This is a genomic window from Acidovorax sp. ACV02, from assembly GCF_014851475.1.
GTDB lineage: Bacteria > Pseudomonadota > Gammaproteobacteria > Burkholderiales > Burkholderiaceae_C > Acidovorax > Acidovorax delafieldii.
The window spans coordinates 334,030-351,817 of the sequence record NZ_JACUZU010000002.1 but is presented as its reverse complement, the minus strand read 5'-3'; the positions used below and the strand labels follow the sequence as shown (position 1 = coordinate 351,817).

Annotated in this window: 17 protein-coding genes; 15 read left to right on the top strand and 2 right to left on the bottom strand. The window is 66.7% G+C overall.

Features of this window, described 5'->3' with window-relative positions:
• Positions 1 to 33 precede the first annotated feature (33 nt).
• The 13 genes from IB236_RS05500 (at position 34) to IB236_RS05440 (ending at position 13,265) form a co-directional block, all read left to right on the top strand.
• Positions 34 to 996: a U32 family peptidase gene (locus tag IB236_RS05500; protein WP_192419323.1), complete on the top strand. Its 963-nt coding sequence runs from the start codon at positions 34 to 36 to the stop codon at positions 994 to 996.
• Between the two features lie 22 nt (positions 997 to 1,018).
• Complete coding sequence (locus IB236_RS05495) at positions 1,019 to 1,639, top strand: hemolysin III family protein (RefSeq protein WP_192419321.1); 621 nt, start codon at positions 1,019 to 1,021, stop codon at positions 1,637 to 1,639.
• Positions 1,640 to 1,654: 15 nt separating this feature from the next.
• Positions 1,655 to 2,176: an SCP2 domain-containing protein gene (locus IB236_RS05490; protein WP_099731704.1), complete on the top strand. Its 522-nt coding sequence runs from the start codon at positions 1,655 to 1,657 to the stop codon at positions 2,174 to 2,176.
• 2 nt (positions 2,177 to 2,178) lie between these two features.
• A complete protein-coding gene (locus tag IB236_RS05485; RefSeq protein ID WP_060987235.1) occupies positions 2,179 to 2,592 on the top strand; it encodes a putative zinc-binding protein in 414 nt (137 codons plus the stop codon).
• The gene (locus IB236_RS05480; protein WP_060987236.1) at positions 2,585 to 3,181 is read left to right on the top strand and encodes a UbiX family flavin prenyltransferase; all 597 of its coding nucleotides are present in this window, start codon (positions 2,585 to 2,587) and stop codon (positions 3,179 to 3,181) included. The genes IB236_RS05485 and IB236_RS05480 overlap by 8 nt, the downstream gene beginning before the upstream one ends.
• Positions 3,182 to 3,247: 66 nt before the next feature.
• Complete coding sequence (gene ubiD / locus IB236_RS05475; protein ID WP_192419319.1) at positions 3,248 to 4,735, top strand: 4-hydroxy-3-polyprenylbenzoate decarboxylase; 1,488 nt, start codon at positions 3,248 to 3,250, stop codon at positions 4,733 to 4,735.
• 164 nt (positions 4,736 to 4,899) lie between these two features.
• The gene (locus IB236_RS05470; protein WP_192419317.1) at positions 4,900 to 6,534 is read left to right on the top strand and encodes a long-chain-fatty-acid--CoA ligase; all 1,635 of its coding nucleotides are present in this window, start codon (positions 4,900 to 4,902) and stop codon (positions 6,532 to 6,534) included.
• A 50-nt stretch (positions 6,535 to 6,584) separates the two neighbouring features.
• A complete protein-coding gene (locus IB236_RS05465; protein ID WP_082564848.1) occupies positions 6,585 to 7,844 on the top strand; it encodes a branched-chain amino acid ABC transporter substrate-binding protein in 1,260 nt (419 codons plus the stop codon).
• 614 nt (positions 7,845 to 8,458) lie between these two features.
• Positions 8,459 to 8,938 (top strand): rhodanese-like domain-containing protein, encoded by a 480-nt coding sequence (locus tag IB236_RS05460; RefSeq protein WP_056742652.1) that lies wholly within the window; start codon positions 8,459 to 8,461, stop codon positions 8,936 to 8,938.
• A gap of 65 nt (positions 8,939 to 9,003) precedes the next feature.
• Positions 9,004 to 9,936, top strand: a complete 933-nt coding sequence (gene epsC, locus IB236_RS05455) for a serine O-acetyltransferase EpsC (RefSeq protein ID WP_056742654.1) — start codon at positions 9,004 to 9,006, stop codon at positions 9,934 to 9,936.
• The gene (locus tag IB236_RS05450; RefSeq protein WP_056742656.1) at positions 9,933 to 10,202 is read left to right on the top strand and encodes a helix-turn-helix domain-containing protein; all 270 of its coding nucleotides are present in this window, start codon (positions 9,933 to 9,935) and stop codon (positions 10,200 to 10,202) included. The genes epsC and IB236_RS05450 overlap by 4 nt, the downstream gene beginning before the upstream one ends.
• Before the next feature lie 75 nt (positions 10,203 to 10,277).
• Positions 10,278 to 11,210, top strand: a complete 933-nt coding sequence (locus IB236_RS05445; RefSeq protein ID WP_056742658.1) for a family 2A encapsulin nanocompartment shell protein — start codon at positions 10,278 to 10,280, stop codon at positions 11,208 to 11,210.
• Between the two features lie 6 nt (positions 11,211 to 11,216).
• Positions 11,217 to 13,265, top strand: coding sequence for a family 2A encapsulin nanocompartment cargo protein cysteine desulfurase (locus IB236_RS05440; protein WP_192419315.1), 2,049 nt, complete (start codon positions 11,217 to 11,219; stop codon positions 13,263 to 13,265).
• Between the two features lie 111 nt (positions 13,266 to 13,376).
• On the opposite strand, the gene IB236_RS05435 is transcribed toward IB236_RS05440, so the two are convergent.
• Positions 13,377 to 14,189, bottom strand: a complete 813-nt coding sequence (locus IB236_RS05435) for a VOC family protein (protein WP_192419313.1) — start codon at positions 14,187 to 14,189, stop codon at positions 13,377 to 13,379.
• 26 nt (positions 14,190 to 14,215) lie between these two features.
• Positions 14,216 to 14,800, bottom strand: coding sequence for an OsmC family protein (locus IB236_RS05430; RefSeq protein WP_192419311.1), 585 nt, complete (start codon positions 14,798 to 14,800; stop codon positions 14,216 to 14,218).
• Between the two features lie 324 nt (positions 14,801 to 15,124).
• Between IB236_RS05430 and IB236_RS05425 the strand changes: the two genes are divergently transcribed.
• Both IB236_RS05425 and IB236_RS05420 read left to right on the top strand, forming a co-directional pair.
• Positions 15,125 to 16,783 (top strand): TIGR04028 family ABC transporter substrate-binding protein, encoded by a 1,659-nt coding sequence (locus tag IB236_RS05425; protein ID WP_225580982.1) that lies wholly within the window; start codon positions 15,125 to 15,127, stop codon positions 16,781 to 16,783.
• Between the two features lie 60 nt (positions 16,784 to 16,843).
• Positions 16,844 to 17,785: an ABC transporter permease gene (locus IB236_RS05420; RefSeq protein ID WP_192419766.1), complete on the top strand. Its 942-nt coding sequence runs from the start codon at positions 16,844 to 16,846 to the stop codon at positions 17,783 to 17,785.
• The last annotated feature ends 3 nt before the right edge of the window (positions 17,786 to 17,788 follow it).

The window sequence follows — 17,788 nt, the reverse complement described above, 5'->3', positions numbered from 1 at the left end:
GGTTACCACGATGAAAACCTTTGAGACCGCCCCATGAAACTCTCTCTCGGCCCGCTGCTGTACTACTGGCCCCGCGACACCGTGTTCGCGTTCTACGAGGCCATAGCCGCCACGCCTGTGGATGTGGTGTACCTGGGCGAGACGGTATGCTCGCGCCGCCACGAGCTGCGCTTGGCCGACTGGCTGGCACTGGCGCGCATGCTGCGGGACGCGGGCAAGGAGGTGGTGCTGTCCAGCCAAGTGCTCATCGAGTCCAGCGCCGACGTGGGGGTGATGCACAAGATCACGGGCAACGGCGAGTTCCTGGTCGAGGCCAATGACATGGGGGCCGTGGGCTGCCTCTCGCGTGCGCCCGCCGGGCCGCAAGCCTTTGTGGCCGGGCCGCACCTGAACCTGTACAACGCGCCCTCGTTGCAATGGATGGCGCAATTGGGCGCAACGCGCTGGGTGATGCCGCTGGAGATGTCGCAGGACGCGCTCGCTGCTGTGCTGGCGCAGCGGCCCGCAGGCATCGAGACCGAGGTGTTTGCCTACGGCCGCATGCCCCTGGCCTATTCGGCGCGCTGCTTCACCGCCCGCCACCGCAACCTGCCCAAGGACGACTGCCAGTTCAGCTGCCTGCAACACGCCGACGGTCTGCCGCTGCGCACGCGCGAGGGCGAGGGTTTTCTGGTGCTCAACGGCACACAAACGCAATCGGCGCGCGTCTACAACCTGGCCAACGAACTGGCGGCGATGCAGGCCCAGGGCGTGGACGTGGTGCGACTGAGCCCGCAGGCGCAGCACATGGCGCAGGTGATCGCCGCGTTTGACGAAGCCCGCCGCGCAGTGCTTGCGCAAGAGACGGCTGAAAAGACCCCCGACTTTGTGGAGCGCATGCAGCCCTTCATGCCCGATCTGCCCTGCAATGGCTACTGGTTCGGTCGCCCGGGCCTGGAGCAGGGGCTGCAAGGGGCAGCGCGTGGTGCTGCCACGCGGCCTGCGATGCATCCATAACGCAAAAAAAGCGAATCACCGCATGTACCCCGGAGAACGTTTCAACAGCATCAGCCACCTGGTGGGCGCGCTGCTCGCCATGGCAGGCACGGCCGTGCTCATCACCCTTGCTGCACGCTTGGGCGATCCGTGGAAGGTGGTGGCGTTCAGCATCTACGGCGCCATGCTGGTGGCGCTGTACGCGGCCTCCACCGCGTACCACAGCGTGCGCCGGCGCACCATCAAGGCCGTGCTTCAAAAGCTGGACCACTGCAGCATCTACCTGCTAATTGCGGGCAGCTACACGCCGTTTGCGCTGGTGTCGCTGCGCGGGCCCTGGGGCTGGTCGCTGCTGGGCGTGGTGTGGGGCCTGGCCCTGCTGGGCATTGCGCAGGAGATCTGGTGGGCGCGTGGCGCACGCGTGCTGTCGCTGGTCATTTATGTGCTCATGGGCTGGCTGGCGCTGGTGGCCGTGGTGCCGCTGTGGCAGGCGCTCACCCCAGCCGGGTTTGCCTGGCTGCTGGCGGGCGGCGCCTGCTACACGCTGGGCATCGTCTTCTATGCGCTGGACCACCGCGTGCGCCACGGCCACGGGCTGTGGCACCTGTTTGTGCTGGGCGGCAGCGTCTGCCACTTTTTCACCGTGTTTTTCTACGTGGCCTGAGGGCCCTTCTGTCTCATGGCGGCTTCTCCCCTTCCTTTCCCCCTGGTCGTTCCTGCGCCCGTGGGCGCTGTGCTGGCGCGCCTGCCCGCCTACCCTGGCTCGCAGCTGCTGGTAACCGCGCTCAACCTGGCGCTCGCGCGGCACTTGCCTGCGGACGTGGGCCAGGTGCTGCTGCACAAGAAGATGCGGGTGCAGGTGCGCGATGCGCGCGTGGCGTTCGACTTTGCCTGGACGGGCCAGCGCTTCGCCCCCCATGCACCGCTGGTGCCGCCGCAGGTGGCCGACGTCACGCTGAGCGCCACAGCCCATGATTTTTTGCTGCTGGCCCAGCGCCAGCAAGACCCGGACACGCTGTTCTTCAGCCGCCGCCTGTCGATGGAGGGCGACACCGAGCTGGGCCTGGTGGTGAAGAACGCGCTTGATGCGATCGAGCTGCCCGTGCTGGACCCGCGCCAGTGGGTGCACAAGCTGGCGCCGCGCCAGGTGCTGGGCCACCTGCGCCGCCGCCTGGACCCCACTCCACGCAACGGAGGGTGAGCATGACCACCGACACCCATCCCCAGAACCACCCCTTGGTCTATTCCTGCTCCGGCTGCTCCAGCGCCGCGCAGCTGGCCAACCATGTGGCGCTGCAGCTCGACCGGCGCGGCGTGGCCGAGATGTCGTGCATTGCGGGCGTGGGGGGCGATGTGCCGCACCTGATGAAGACCGTGCGCTCGGGCCGGCCCATCATCGCGCTCGACGGCTGTCCGCTGGTCTGCGTGAAAAGCACGCTGGCGCGCCATGGCATCGTGGCCGACCGGCATTACCAGCTGCAGCAATACGGTGTGAAAAAGCGCACGCACGAAGACTTTGACCCCGTGCAGGCCACGCTGGTGCTGGAGCAGGTGGAGGCCGACCAGCGCGCACAGCCCTTGGTTCGCTCTGCCGCCATGGAGCCCTCGCATGGCTGATGCTGCCCACACCCGCCGCATCATCGTCGCGATCTCGGGCGCCAGCGGCGCCGTGTACGGCGCGCGCCTGCTGCAGGTGCTGCAGGGCCAAAGCGGCATCGAGACCCACCTGGTCGTCTCCGACGCCGGCTGGCGCAACCTGCAGCACGAGCTGGACATGGACCGCCCCGCCGTCGAGGCCCTGGCCCACCGCGTGCACGACGTGGCCAATGTGGGCGCGGCCATTGCCAGTGGTTCGTTCCAGTGCCATGCCATGGTGGTCGCTCCCTGCTCCATGCGCACGCTGGCTGCCATAGCGCATGGGCTGGCCGACAACCTGCTCACGCGCGCGGCCGACGTGGCCCTCAAGGAGCGCCGCCGCCTGGTGCTGATGGTGCGCGAGTCGCCCCTGCACCTCACGCACCTGCGCAACATGGTGGCCGTGACCGAGATGGGCGGCATCATCTGCCCGCCGCTGCCCGCCTTCTACCTGCGCCCCCAGACCGTGGGCGAGGTGGTGGACTACAGCGTGGCGCGCGTGCTCGACCTCATGGATGTGCCGCACGCCCTGGCGCCCCGGTGGCAGGGCCTGGAGCTGAATGCTCCTTAATTTATAGCTGCTAGCGCAATCAATACCTGCGCTACCGGCCGATTTCATTCAAATCCTGAACCTGACATGGCCTACAGCGACCTGCGCGACTTCATGGCCCAGCTCGAAGCCACGGGCGACCTGCGTCGCGTGGCGGAGCCCGTGTCGCCCCACCTGGAGATGACTGCGCTCAGCGACCGCGTGCTGCGCGCAGGCGGCCCGGCGCTGCTCTTCACCCAGCCCACGGGCCACCGCATGCCGGTGCTCACCAACCTGTTTGGCACCACAGACCGCGTGGCCCGCGCCATGGGCGTGGCCGACCTGCGCGGCGTGCGCGCACTGGGCGAACTGCTGGCCACCCTCAAGGAGCCCGAGGCGCCGAAAGGCTTCAAGGACATGCTGGGCATGGGCCAGCTGCTCAAGACCCTGTGGAACATGGCGCCGCACACCGTGGCGCGCGGCGCACCCTGCCAGCAGGAGGTCTGGGAGGGGCCGGACGTTCATCTCGACCGCCTGCCCGTGCAGCACTGCTGGCCCGGCGACGTGGCCCCGCTCATCACCTGGGGTCTGACCATCACGCGTGGCCCGCGCAAGGCGCGGCAGAACCTGGGCATCTACCGCCAGCAGGTGCTCTCGCGCAACCAGGTCATCGTGCGCTGGCTGGCGCACCGGGGCGGGGCGCTGGACTTTGCCGACCACTGCGCCGCCCACCCCGGCCAGCCCTACCCCGTGGCCGTGGCGCTGGGGGCGGACCCGGGCACGCTGCTGGGGGCCGTCACGCCCGTGCCGGATTCTTTAAGCGAATACCAGTTCGCAGGTCTGCTGCGCGGCGCACGCACCGAAGTCACGCCCGCTCTGGGCGTACCCCTGCAAGTGCCCGCCACCGCCGAGATCGTGCTCGAAGGCCACATCCAGCCCGACGCGAGCCACCCGAGCGGCTGGCAGCATGCGCTGGAAGGGCCGTACGGCGACCACACCGGCTACTACAACGAATGCGCCGAGTTCCCCGTGCTCACCGTGGACCGCATCACCCTGCGCAAGGACGCGATCTACCACAGCACCTACACCGGCAAACCGCCCGACGAGCCCGCCGTGCTGGGCCTGGCGATGAACGAGCTGTTCATCCCGCTGTTGCAAAAGCAGTTCCCCGAGATCGTTGATTTCTACCTGCCGCCCGAAGGCTGCAGTTACCGCATGGCCGTGGTCAGCATCCGCAAGGCCTACGCGGGCCACGCGCGGCGCGTGATGATGGGCGTGTGGAGCCACTTGCGCCAGTTCATGTACACCAAGTTCATCGTGGTGGTGGATGCCGATGTGGACGTGCGCGATTGGAAAGACGTGATCTGGGCCATCACCACCCGCATGGATCCTGCCCGCGACACGCTGCTGGTGGAGCACACCCCCATCGACTACCTGGACTTTGCCTCGCCTGTCAGCGGCCTGGGCAGCAAGATGGGGATGGATGCCACGAACAAGTGGCCCGGCGAGACCCAGCGCGAATGGGGCCGCCCCATGGCCATGGACGCCGCCGTGCAGGCGCGCGTGGACGGGCTTTTCACAGCGCTGGGCCTGTGACCCGTTCGTGCACCACGGCGGTGCTGTGCGCTCCAGTCACGTAGAAGACAAGCACGCCCCGCGTTGTTTGCGACGATGCGGCAGCCCCGGCAAAGAGGGCTCTGCACCGGCATCCCACGGATACCGCGATGCAGCACCGCGCACACCACAAGGAGACGACAGCAATGCAGCAGCCCGGCAGCATGATGGATCGGCCGTTACTGGTCTCGGCCATCCTCGAGCACGGTGAGAACCAGTACGGCGACCAGCAAATCGTCTCGCGCGACACCAATGGCAGCCTGCACCGCTACCGCTTTGCCGACATGGCCCGGCGCGCCCGGCAGCTGGCCAACGCATTGCAGGCGCTGGGCCTGCGCCCTGGCAGCGTAGTGGGGTCGCTGGCCTGGAACAACCACCGCCACCTGGAGGCGTACTACGCCGTGTCCGGCAGCGGCATGGTCATGCACACCTGCAACCCACGCCTGCACCCCGAGCAGCTGGCCTACATCGTCAACCACGCCGATGACGAGGTGGTGCTGTTTGACACTACCTTTGCGCCGCTGGTGCGCGCCATCGCTGCGTCGTGCCCCCGCGTGCGGCACTGGGTGGCGCTGTGTGATGCGGACACGCTCGGCACCATCGACCTGCAAGGGGTGCCCGGGGTCGAGGCCTACGAGACACTGGTGGCCGGCCAGCATGACCGCTTTGAGTGGCCCGAATGTGATGAAAAGACCGGCGCAGCGCTGTGCTACACCTCGGGCACCACCGGCAACCCCAAGGGCGTGCTGTATTCGCACCGGGCGCTGGTGCTCAGTGCCTTGTCGGCCTGCATGCCGGGCGTGCTGAGCATCAGCGCGCGGGAGACCATCCTGCCCGTGGTGCCCATGTTCCACATCAACGCCTGGTGCCTGCCCTATGCGGCCCTGATTGGCGGGGCCAAGCTGGTGCTGCCCGGCCCGCGCCTGGACGCCGCCAGCCTGTACGAGCTGATGGAGACCGAGCGCGTCACCGTCAGCGCGGGTGTGCCCACCATCTGGATGGGCCTCATCCAGCATGTGGAGCAGCACCAGCTGCGGTTCACCACCATGCGGCGCACGGGCGTGGGCGGATCGGCCATGCCCAAGGCGCTGATCGCCAAGTTCAACGACGTGTACGACGTGGAGGTGCGCCACGGCTGGGGCATGACCGAGACCACGGCCATTGCCACCATGAGCGTGCTGGGCGCTGCCGATGCCGAACTGCCACCCGAGGACCGCCACGCCCTGGTCGCCAAGCAGGGCAAGTCGGTGTTCGGCATCGAGCTCAAGCTGGTGGATGAAAACGGCGCCAGCCTGCCGCGCGACGGCGTGGCGCAGGGCGAGCTGATGGTGCGCGGCCAGTGGATCGTGGACCGGTACCACAAGGCCGAGCGTTCGGCGCTGGCCGATGGCTGGTTCCCCACCGGCGACATCGCCACCATCAGCCCCCAGGGCGTGGTGCAGATTCGCGACCGCACCAAGGACGTGATCAAGTCGGGCGGCGAGTGGATCAGCTCCATCGATCTGGAGAACGCCGCCGTGGCGCATCCGGCGGTGGCCATGGCCGCTGTCATCGGCGTCAAGCACCCCCGATGGGACGAGCGCCCGCTGCTCTTCATCGTGCGCAAGCCCGGCCAGTCACTCGACAAGGCGCAGATCCTGGACTTCCTCGCAGAGCGTGTTGCCAAGTGGTGGCTGCCCGACGAAGTGCTGTTTGTCGAAAGCCTGCCGCTGGGCGGCACCGGCAAGGTCCAGAAAAACGAGCTGCGGCAACGCCATGGCTCGGTGTTCGGCGGCGACTGACATCGCCCTGCATTGACGCAGTTTCTACCCACCACCCCACGGAGACACACATGAACATGGTTCCCAGGAAATGGCCTCATCAATGGCTCAAGGCCGGCGCATGCGCCGCAGCGCTGGTGATGGCTGCGCACGCCGGGGCTGCCGAGACGGTGAAGATCGGCTTCATCGACCTGCTGTCCGGTCCGTTTGCGCTCACCGGCCAAAGCTCGCTCAACCAGCTGCGCGAGGTGGTGGCGCAGGTCAACGCCAAGGCCGGGCCCAATGAGCCCAAGTTCGAGGTGATGGACTTTGACAACAAGGGCACGCCGCAGGAGAGCCTGAACGCCCTGAAGGCTGCCACCGACCGGGGCGTGCGCTACATCACCCAGGGCGGTGGCTCGGGCGTGGCGCTGGCGCTGGTGGATGCGCTGAACAAGCTCGCCGAGCGCGACCCCGAGCGCGCGACCGTGTACCTCAACTACGCCGCCATGGACCCGCAGCTCACCAACGAGCGCTGCAGCTTCTGGCACTTCCGCTTCTATCCGTCGAGCGAGATGAAGATGGAGGCGCTGACCACCTACCTGCAAGGCCGCAAGGACGTGAAGCGCGTGTACCTGCTCAACCAGGACTACACCCACGGCCGTCAGGTCTCCAAGGCGGCCAAGGAATACCTGGCGCGCAAGCGGCCTGACATCGAAGTTGTGGGCGATGACTTCATCCCCATCGCGCAGACGCGCGACTTTGCCTCGTACGTGGCCAAGATTGCTGCCACCAAGGCCGACACGGTCATCACCTCCAACTGGGGCAGCGACCTCACGCTGCTGTTCAAGTCCTCGCGCGACTATGGCCTGAACATCAACTACTTCACGCTCAACGCCAACAACCCCGGCACGCCCGCGCAGATCGGGCCCTGGGGCGAGGGTAAGGTCGGGGTGATCTGGAACTGGGTGCACAACGCCCCCACCCCCGAGCTCGAAAAGATCTACGTGGACTACAAGAAGAAGACCGGTGAAGACTTTGTGTTTGCCGCCCACTGGAACAGCGTGCACATGCTGCGCGAAGCCATGCGCAAGGCCCAGTCCACCGACGCCAAGAAGGTGGCCCTGGCCCTGGAAGGCATGACCTACAAGAGCCCCATGGGCGAGGTACGCATGCGCAAGACCGACCACCAGCTTGAAGCCCCGCTGTACCTGGGCATCTGGGCCAAGCAGGGCAGCAAGGGCGTGAAGTACGACGCGGAAAAAACCGGCTACGGCTTCCGCTCCGAAGTGGCGTGGGACAACTACATCAGCGCCCAGCCGACGTCGTGTCAGATGAAGCGGCCGTCCTGAGCGCCCTGCCATCTCTGCGCCTGCACGCCACGCACTGTGCGTAGCTGCTGCAGGCGCAAACGCTTTCCTCAAGGGCACGCTCGTTGCGGAGCCTTGCCATCAGCGCGGCATCGGTCCGCAGCGCAAACGGCCGTGCATCGGGATAAGCCACCTTTAACTGCTGGCGCAAGCCGGTGATTCTTTGACTGGCGTAGCCGGCATCGGCCCCGCTCTTTGTCGCTTGTGAGCGGGGCGTGCACACGACCCACGCTCGCGGGTTCTGTGCGTGATCGCATCCACGCGCCAGCCCAGGCTCCCAGTCCGCAGCCCTCGCTGACGGGCACCCCACACCTCCAACACCCCTTGCCCTGCACGCCCTGGTGGGGCGTGCGCCGCCTCGGCGCGTTGGCTCCCCTGGCTCCGTGCGGGAGGCGCAAGCCCCATGCAGGCGAGCCCTTGCTCCGCAGTGCGCGCGGCACGCCAGGTCTCCTTCTTTTGGTCTTTGCACCTGCCGTCAGATGATTTGGTTGTAAAGAAAACGATTTTTATTCGTTTGGTTTTGGCTGACCACGGCATAGATTGGTGGCTATCCCCATCCAAAACCGCTTACCCGCACGTTCCAGGAGACCCTGTCCATGTCCGCCGATGCCCTTGAGATCACCTTGCCCGAAGCCCTGGAGGCTGCCCGCGCAGATGCCGCTGCCCAGGGGCTGAACTACGCCGGTGGCGTGCGCCCGCCCGTAGCGTGGGCGCTGGTGCAGTCGGGCCAGGCTGTGCTGGTGGATGTGCGTTCGGCCGAAGAGCGCAAGTTTGTGGGCCATGTGCCCGGCAGCCAGCATGTGGCCTGGGCCACGGGCACAGCGCTCACACGCAACCCGCGTTTTGTGCGCGAGCTGGAAGCCAGGCTGGCCAAGGACGGCGGCAAAGATGCCGTGGCGCTGCTGCTGTGCCGCAGCGGCAAGCGTTCGGTGCTGGCGGCCGAGGCAGCCGCAGCAGCGGGGTTCCGCCATGTGTTCAACGTGCTCGAAGGCTTCGAAGGCGAGATCGATGCCCTGCAGCACCGCGGCGGTGGCGATGGATGGCGCTTTCACAACCTGCCGTGGGTGCAGGACTGAAGAGTAGCGCGCGGACCTCCCGAACTTTGCAGACTGGATGAACCGGTACGACCGGTGTGAAACCCATGGCCCTTTTTGACATTGAACAGATCGCGCAGTCGTTGAGCGCGGCCCGGCGCGAGTGGCGCGATGCGCACAACCGCGTGCAGGATGCGGGCGAACGCGAGTTCCCCTCGCGCGACGCGCTGGCCCAGGTGGTACACCAGCTCAAGGGCGCGCTTTTTCCCATGCGGCTGGGCCCTTACGACCTGCGCCAGGAGAGCGAAGACTTCTACGTGGCCCACACGCTGGACAGCGCCTTGCATGCGCTGCATGTACAGATCGGTCTGGAGCTGCGCTACAGCGCCCGCCGCCAGGCGCTGGACGGATCGGATGTGGAAGCGCAGGCGCGCCGGTCGGCCCAGGCGTTTGCGCAGTCGCTGCCCGCCATCCGCCGCCTGCTCGACAGCGATGTGCTGGCGGCCTACCAGGGCGACCCGGCGGCCCGCAGTGTGGACGAAGTGCTGCTGTGCTACCCCGGCATCCTGGCCATGATCCACCACCGGCTGGCACATCGGCTGTACCAGCTGGGCTTGCCTCTGCTGGCGCGCATCGTGGCCGAGCTGGCGCACAGCGAAACCGGCATTGACATCCACCCCGGCGCGCAGATTGGAGCGGGATTTTTCATCGACCACGGCACGGGTGTGGTGATTGGCGAGACCGCCGTCATCGGCCAGCGCGTGCGGGTCTACCAGGCGGTCACGCTGGGCGCCAAGCGTTTTCCCACCGATGCCGAAGGCCACCTGCAAAAGGGCTTGCCGCGCCACCCGGTGGTGGAAGACGACGTGGTGATCTATGCAGGGGCCACCATTCTGGGCCGCGTCACGCTGGGCCGGGGCGCCGTCATCGGTGGCAACGTCTGGCTCACGCACGACGTGCCGGCCGGCGGCAATGTCACCCAGGCCAGCTCGCTGGAGTCGGGCCGTTTTGCCTCCGTGCTGGCGGGGGCTGCGCTATGAGCACGCTGGTCCAGGGTTTTGGGATCGCGGTGCGCCAGTCGCGCGAGGCCCGGGGCTGGTCGCAGGAGCGCCTGGCCGAACACTCCGACCTCAACCGCTCCTATGTGGGCGAGATCGAGCGGGGCAGCGTGATTGCCTCGCTGGCCACCGTCGAGAAGCTGGCCGGTGCGCTGGGCGTGGCGGCTTCGGGCCTGGTGGTGCGGGGCGAGGCTGTTCAGCGTGCCCAGCTGGTGCGTGGCATCGAGTTGGCGGCTATAGCCTGTTGAGGCGGCCCACCCTGCCACGGGACACTGCGCCCATTCCATTTTTCATCACTGATTTTTACCCCAGGGAGTTTCACTATGTCGGCAACAGTGGGCGGCACGACCGCACTCGGCGATAGCGCCGCACGGCAACTAGCCAATGCAACCAAGACCGTTCCCCAGCTGGAGACCATCAGCCCCCGCTGGCTGACTCACCTGCTGCAGTGGGTGCCGGTAGAGGCGGGCATCTACCGCCTCAACAAGGTCAAGAACCCTGAAGCCATCAAGGTGGCGTGCACCGCCAAGGAGTCGGAGAACCAGCTCCCACGCACCTTTGTGGACTACGAAGAAAACCCCCGCGAGTACCACCTGAATGCCGTGAGCACCGTGCTTGACGTGCACACCCGCGTGTCGGACCTGTACAGCAGCCCCCACGACCAGATCAAGGAACAGCTGCGCCTGACGATCGAGACGATCAAGGAAAACCAGGAAAGCGAACTCATCAACCACCCCGACTACGGCCTGCTGGCGCAGGTGACGGAAGAGCAGCGCATCTTCCCGCTTACCGGCGCACCCACGCCGGACGACCTGGACGAGCTGCTGACCAAGGTCTGGAAAGAGCCCGCGTTTTTCCTGGCGCACCCGCTGGCCATTGCCGCATTCGGGCGCGAAGCCACCCGCCGTGGCACACCACCACCCACCGTGAGCCTGTTCGGCTCGCAGTTCATCACCTGGCGCGGCATTCCGCTGATCCCTTCGGACAAGGTGCCCGTGGCCGATGGCAAGAGCAAGATCCTGCTGCTGCGCGTGGGCGACAAGCGCCAGGGTGTGGTGGGCCTGTTTCAGCCGGGCCTGCCGGGCGAGCAGGGCCCCGGCCTGTCGGTGCGTTTCATGGGCATCAACAACCACGCGATCGCGTCGTACCTGATCTCGCTGTACTGCTCGCTGGCGGTGCTGACCAGCGACGCGCTGGCGGTGCTGGATGACGTCGAGGTCAACAAGTACCACGACTACCCTGACACCTACAAGTAATCTGCGGTGAGCAACATCCCTTCCACCTCAGCGGGCGTGCCCGACGCACCCGAGGCGCCGATCAGCCCGGCGCTGCTGGCACAGATGGCCACGGCGTTTTTCTCGGCCCGGCCGGGCGAGACGCCGCAGCTGCCCACAGGCAACCCCTCCACATCACCGGCCACAGTCCCGAGCTTTGCCCAGGCATCGCCCGGCCCGGCCGGTGTGCAGGCGCCGGTCAACATCGCGCCTGCTGGCTCGCCGCTGGCCAGCCCGGCAGGCTTTGGGCCCAGCGTGCCGGGCACGCCGTTCCCGCAAGGGCAGGTGCCGGGCGCCAACGTGGTGCCGGGCTCGCCCACGCCCGTGTTGTCGTTGGCGCACCGGGCGCCCGCTTTGCTGCCTCACGCCACCGCCGCCAACGGCGTGCCCGACACCGTGGTCACTGCCGTGCCGGGCTATGAGCCCCGCTTTGGCAGTGGCGTGCTGGGTGTGCCCGAGGCGGCGGGTGCCAGCGGTGCATCTGCTGGCAGCCACCCTACGGCCAGCGCATCACCGTTCTACTACCTCTCGCCCCAGCACGGGCAGCCCTCGCCCGGTGGCCACAGCGGCACGCCAGGCAATGCGCTGGGCCCCACCCGTGTCAGCGACGAACTGGCCCGCCAGCCGTTTGCTAACCTGCAAGGGGTGGACCTGCGCGGCACACCAGCGCCCTCGTCCGCACCTTTGGCGCAGGCGTCTCCTGGCACTGCACCGCAGTTCTACTTTGCCGATGCGGTGGTGTTGCCCAGCGGCTATGTCACCCCGGCCAAGCCCGCGCCGCACGCCACGGTGCCGCTGGCGGGGCAGGGGCAGCATCCGCCGTTCGACGTGCATGCCATCCGCCGCGACTTTCCCGTGCTCTCCGAGCGCGTGAATGGCCGGCAGCTGGTGTGGTTCGACAACGCGGCCACCACGCACAAGCCCCGGGCGGTCATCGACCGCATCAGCTACTTTTACGAGCACGAGAACTCGAACATCCACCGCGCCGCCCATGAGCTGGCTGCACGTGCCACGGACGCCTACGAAGGCGCCCGCCAGCGCGTGAAGAACTTCATCAACGCGCCGGATGTGAACGAGGTGATTTTTGTGCGCGGCACCACCGAGGCCATCAACCTTGTGGCCAAGAGCTGGGGCGCGCAACACATTGGCGAGGGCGACGAGATCATCGTCAGCCACCTGGAGCACCACGCCAACATCGTGCCCTGGCAGCAGCTTGCGGCGGCCAAGGGCGCCAGGCTGCGCGTGATCCCGGTGGACGATTCGGGCCAGGTGCTGCTGGATGAATACCAGAAGCTCCTGAACGACCGCACCAAGATCGTGTCCGTCACGCAGGTGTCGAACGCGCTCGGCACGGTGGTGCCCGTGAAGGAGATCGTGGCCCTGGCGCACCGCGCAGGGGCCAAGGCGCTGGTCGATGGCGCGCAGTCCATCTCGCACATGCGGGTGGACGTGCAGGACATCGGTGCCGACTTCTTCGTGTTCTCGGGCCACAAGGTGTTCGGGCCCACCGGCATCGGCGTGGTCTGGGGCAAGCGCGAGGTGCTGGAAGACATGCCACCCTGGCAGGGCGGCGGCAACATGATTGCCGACGTGACCTTCGAGAAGACGGTGTTCCAGCCCATCCCCAACAAGTTCGAGGCCGGCACCGGCAACATCGCCGACGCCGTGGGCCTGGGGGCCGCCATCGACTACGTGAACCGCGTGGGCATCGAGAACATTGCGCAGTACGAGCATGACCTGCTGGTGTATGGCATGCAGCAGCTGGGCGCCATTCCGGGTGTGCGCCTGGTCGGCACGGCGGCGCACAAGGCCAGCGTGATGTCCTTCGTTCTCGCGGGCTACACCACGGAAGAGGTCGGCAAGGCGCTCAACCAGGAGGGCATTGCGGTGCGCACGGGCCACCACTGCGCGCAGCCCATCCTGCGCCGCTTTGGCGTGGAGACCACGGTGCGGCCGTCGCTGGCGTTCTACAACACGTTTGACGAAATCGACTGCCTCACGACCGTGGTGCGCAGGCTGGCGGCGCAACGGCGATAGCCAGCGCACACCGGCTGCACTGTCAGCCGGTTGGCGATCAAAAAAGGGGAAGTGGGTGTTGTGCCCACTTCCCCTTTTTTTATGGGGCGGCAGTGTGTGGATCAGCCGCTATCAGGCCACCGCCAACTCAATGGCTGCTCCGTGGGTCTGATCCAGTCCCCATGCCGGGGCAGTCTGTGCTGCAGGCAAGCTGGCGCCCAGTACCACGGCAAACGGCCCGGGGCCACGCGTGGCAAGCTGCTGCGCTCCGGCGGCGTGCGGCGCAGCACTTTGGGTTGGCTGCGTCAGCACCAGCGTGGTGGTTCCCAGGGCTATGGTGGCCACCCGTGCGCCGGCTCCAGGCAACACCAACGGCGTGCCAATGTGTGCCGCCTGTGTCTCGCCCAGCAAGGCGCGGTAGTGGGCCAGGCTGGCATCTAGGTCTTCCACCGCAATCGACAGGCTGAGCACGCCGCGTGCGCCGTTGGGGTGCACGCGGGCGTCACCCTCGGGCACGCGCAGCGCGCGGGGCGTGAGGTCTCCGCACAGAAACGGCAGATCGGCCGACGGCGGGCGGGCTGTTTGCCATTGCAGGCGCTCGCCATCGGGCCGCAGGCGGCCTCCGTCGTGCGGGCCGCTGTACGCCAGGCCCCGGGCCTGTGCGTTGCTCAGGGTGGCCGCAGTCCCAGGCGGCAGCAATGCAAAGTCCACGATGCCGTCTCCATGCTGGTTCAGCAGTTCCCACCAGCGGTCGCCGGGCGAAGGGGAACGCCAGGCGATGAGTTCAAAGTAGGCGCCATCGGCCAACACGACCAGCGCGTTATAGGTGGGCCGGCCCGGGTGCTCGCCACCCTGCAGCACGTTAAAGCCAAGGGCGCGGTAGTCGGTGATGGTCTGCTCCAGATCCTTCACCGCGATCACGATGTGGTCGAGTGTCAATGCCATGGGGTTCCTTGTTGCTTTCGTCGAGTTCAGGCCGCCACGGCCTCTGTGGTGGCGCGTAGGGGTGCGGAGGCAACGGAGTTCACCAGCTTCACTTCGGCGTGGATGTGCTGCGGGTTGCGCAGCAGGCTGAGGATGGGGCAGGTCTGCTCGACCGCCAGAAACAGCGCGTCAATGTCAGCCCGGCTGGCGGGTGAGTCGATATGCACCGTGTAGGCAATGTGGTGCGGCCAGATGGGCGTGGCCTCGTGCCCAGGCTTGCCGCCGCGCGGGTCGATCACGCCGCTGACCTCTACCTCCAGGCTCGTCAAAGGCACCTGGCGCAAGGCCGCCTGGATCAGGAAGATGTGTGTCACGCAACTGCCCAGCACACCGAGCTGCAACTCGGGCGAGCTGGGTCCCAGGTTGTAGCCCGCGAAGTCGGGCGGGCTGTCGCTGATGACCTGGTGGTCGCGGATGCGGATGCGGCGCACGCCGCTGCGGCCCTCGGCGCTCACGCGCGCCTGCAGGGCGGCCGGTTGTGCAGTGCCTGCGTCGATGGCGGCATTGCGCGCGAGCACGGCGGCACGCTTTTCAGCCAGGTAGTCGTTGAGGTGGCTATTCGAATGGGGCATGGATGTTCTTTCCAACGCCTTCCGCGCCCGGACATCGGGCGTGGGTAAAGCGGCGTCGCACATGCATTGTTCGGGGCCACACCCGCGCTGGAAACAAACAAAACTGCGCTCGCATATGCGGGTTTCAGATATGCCGGGCGGGGCTGTGTGCTGCGGCCTGCTTCGTCGTTTTCCGAATATGCATGCTACGTAATAGGTGCACGTTTGGATGGTGCGTCGATAGCATGCATACACATGAATCGGCCCACTTTGGGGCCGGTGTTTCATGGTCTGTCAATGCCGGTCCGGCGACGAGGTACGAACGTGTTTTCTCTGAAGAAATCAATGGGATGGAGGGTGTGGGGTGCGTCTGCGCTGGCGCTGGGCGTGCTGGTGGCGGGCTGCTCCAAGCAGGCCAGCGAGCCAGCCGCCTCCACCGGTGCCGCCACCGACCAACCCGTGCAGGGCGGCACGCTGGTGTATCTGGAGCAGCAGGCCCACACCAACCTGTACCCGCCTGCAGGGGGCTTCTATCCGAACGGCGGCATCCTCAACCAGATCACCGACAAGCTCACCTACCAAGACCCCAAGACGCTGGAGATCCAGCCCTGGATCGCCGAGTCGTGGGAGGTCAACCCTACCGCCACCGAGTACACCTTCAAGCTGAAGAAAGGCGTGACCTTCTCGGACGGCACCCCGCTGGATGCCGTCGCCGTGGCCAGAAACTACGACACCTACGGTCTGGGCAACAAGGAGCTCAAGCTGCCCGTGTCAGAAGTCCTCAACAACTACGAACGCAGTGAGGTGGTGGACCCGCTGACCGTCAAGTTCTACTTCAAGAAGCCATCGCCCGGCTTCCTGCAGGGCACGTCCGTCATCGGCTCGGGCCTGGTGTCGCTGGCCACGCTGGCACGGCCGTTTGAAGAGCTGGGCGATGCGACCAAGATCATCGGCTCCGGGCCCTTCGTGGTGGCGGCCGAGACGCTGGGCAAGGAGCTCACGCTCACCGCCCGCAAGGACTACACATGGGGCCCCGCCAAGCACGCCCACCAGGGCCGTGCGCGCCTCGACGAGATCAAGCTCATCGTCACGCCCGAGGACAGCGTGCGCATCGGTGCGCTTTTGTCTGGCCAAGCGGGCTTCATCCGCCAGGTGCAGGCCTATGACGAAAAGCGCGTGCTCGACCAGAAGTTCGCCATCTACGCGCCCTCCACGCGCGGCGTGAACAACAGCGTGGTCTTTCGCCCGGACAACGCGCTGGTGGCTGATGTGAAGGTGCGCCAGGCGCTGCTGCATGCCACCAACACGAAGGAGATCGTGCAGACCCTGTTCTCGGCCAACTACCCGCAGGCCACATCGGTCATCGCGTCCACGGCCCTGGGCTATGTGAACCTGTCGGCCAAGCTGGGTTACGACGAGGCCAAGGCCAAACAATTGCTGGATGACGCCGGCTGGAAACTCAATGCCAACGGCCTGCGCGAGAAGGACGGCAAGGAGCTGGTGCTGGCCGCGTACGAGTCGCTGCCGCAGCCGCAGAACAAGGAAACCCTGCAGCTCGTGGCCCAGCAGTGGGCCAAGGTGGGCGTCAAGCTCAATGTGCTGGCGGGCGACTCTGGCAGCCGCACCGTGGACAGCCTCGATCCCGAAAAGACCCCTGTCGCCCCCGGCATGGTCGGCCGCGCCGACCCCGACGTGATCAAGAGCAACTACTACCCCACCAACCGCAACGTGCTGCTGCAAAAGGGTGGGGTGAGCAGCAAGGTCAAGTCGTTCGAAGACACGAAGCTCAACGGCTTGCTCGAAGCCATTGCTGCCGAGACCGATCCGGCCAAACGGCTCGCGTTCACGGCCGACGTGCAGAACTACCTGATCGACCAGGCCTATGTGATCCCGGTGTTCGAAGAGCCGCAGGCCTTTGCGGGTGCGCCTTCGGTGAAGGGTGTGGAGTTTGAGGCAGTGGGCCGCCCCAGCTTCTACGGCACCTGGGTCGCTGCAAAACACTGACCTTTTGACGCCGCCAGTTTCGCAGGCCCAGCGCCCTTTGCAGCACAAGGAATGATCGATATGTTCATCAAGTACCTCGCCAACCGCACCGGGCAGGCCCTGCTGGTGCTGTGGGCCGCCTTCACGGCGTCGTTCGTGCTGCTCCAGCTGTTGCCGGGCGATGCGATCTTGATCAAGTTCCTGAATCCCGAGCTGGGCCTGGGCCCGCAGGAGATCGCCGACATCCGCGCGGCCTATGGGGCCGACACGTCGGTGTGGCAGCAGTACCAACACACGCTGCTGGGCTTCCTCAGTGGCAACTTCGGTTACTCGGTACAGGCGGGCGTGCCGGTGAGCCAGGGCTTGGCCACCAACCTGCCGCCCACGCTGCGGCTGGCGGGGCTGGGTTTTGCGGCGGCGTTGTTGCTGGCGGTGGTGCTGGCCTTTGCCTCGCAGCTCACGCGTTGGGGCTGGCTGCGCTCGGCACTGCAGTCGCTGCCTTCGCTGTTCATCTCGGTGCCGGTGTTCTGGCTGGGGATCATGCTGATCCAGGTGGTGTCGTTCCGCCTGGGGTGGATTCCGGTGATCAACCCCGGCAAGTGGCAGGGCCTGGTGTTGCCCACCCTCACGCTGGCCATCCCCATCGCCGCGCCGCTGGCGCAGATCCTGATCCGCAACATCGACGAGGTACTCACCCAGCCTTTCGTGGCCGTGGCGCGCGCCAAGGGCGCCACACGCCAGTGGGTGTTGTGGAAACACGTGGCGCGCAACGCGGTGCTGCCCGCGCTGACGATTGCGGGCGTGCTGTTTGGCGAGCTGCTGGCTGGGGCCGTGGTGACTGAGGCAGTGTTCGGCCTCAACGGCCTGGGCAGCCTCACGCAGCAGGCCGTGGGCAACCAGGACACCGCCGTGCTGCAGGCGGTGGTGGTGGTCTCGGCCACGGCCTTCGTGTTCATCAACCTGGTGGTGGACCTGCTCTACCCCGTGTTCGACCCCCGCCTGCGTTCGCGCCTGGGCACCTGAGGA

Coding starts and splice junctions, on each gene's coding strand:
- IB236_RS05500 (WP_192419323.1), top strand. CDS start 34: ATGAAACTCTCTCTCGGCCCGCTGCTGTACTACTGGCCCCGCGACACC.
- IB236_RS05495 (WP_192419321.1), top strand. CDS start 1,019: ATGTACCCCGGAGAACGTTTCAACAGCATCAGCCACCTGGTGGGCGCG.
- IB236_RS05490 (WP_099731704.1), top strand. CDS start 1,655: ATGGCGGCTTCTCCCCTTCCTTTCCCCCTGGTCGTTCCTGCGCCCGTG.
- IB236_RS05485 (WP_060987235.1), top strand. CDS start 2,179: ATGACCACCGACACCCATCCCCAGAACCACCCCTTGGTCTATTCCTGC.
- IB236_RS05480 (WP_060987236.1), top strand. CDS start 2,585: ATGGCTGATGCTGCCCACACCCGCCGCATCATCGTCGCGATCTCGGGC.
- ubiD (WP_192419319.1), top strand. CDS start 3,248: ATGGCCTACAGCGACCTGCGCGACTTCATGGCCCAGCTCGAAGCCACG.
- IB236_RS05470 (WP_192419317.1), top strand. CDS start 4,900: ATGCAGCAGCCCGGCAGCATGATGGATCGGCCGTTACTGGTCTCGGCC.
- IB236_RS05465 (WP_082564848.1), top strand. CDS start 6,585: ATGAACATGGTTCCCAGGAAATGGCCTCATCAATGGCTCAAGGCCGGC.
- IB236_RS05460 (WP_056742652.1), top strand. CDS start 8,459: ATGTCCGCCGATGCCCTTGAGATCACCTTGCCCGAAGCCCTGGAGGCT.
- epsC (WP_056742654.1), top strand. CDS start 9,004: ATGGCCCTTTTTGACATTGAACAGATCGCGCAGTCGTTGAGCGCGGCC.
- IB236_RS05450 (WP_056742656.1), top strand. CDS start 9,933: ATGAGCACGCTGGTCCAGGGTTTTGGGATCGCGGTGCGCCAGTCGCGC.
- IB236_RS05445 (WP_056742658.1), top strand. CDS start 10,278: ATGTCGGCAACAGTGGGCGGCACGACCGCACTCGGCGATAGCGCCGCA.
- IB236_RS05435 (WP_192419313.1), bottom strand. CDS start 14,189: ATGGCATTGACACTCGACCACATCGTGATCGCGGTGAAGGATCTGGAG.
- IB236_RS05430 (WP_192419311.1), bottom strand. CDS start 14,800: ATGCCCCATTCGAATAGCCACCTCAACGACTACCTGGCTGAAAAGCGT.
- IB236_RS05425 (WP_225580982.1), top strand. CDS start 15,125: ATGGGATGGAGGGTGTGGGGTGCGTCTGCGCTGGCGCTGGGCGTGCTG.
- IB236_RS05420 (WP_192419766.1), top strand. CDS start 16,844: ATGTTCATCAAGTACCTCGCCAACCGCACCGGGCAGGCCCTGCTGGTG.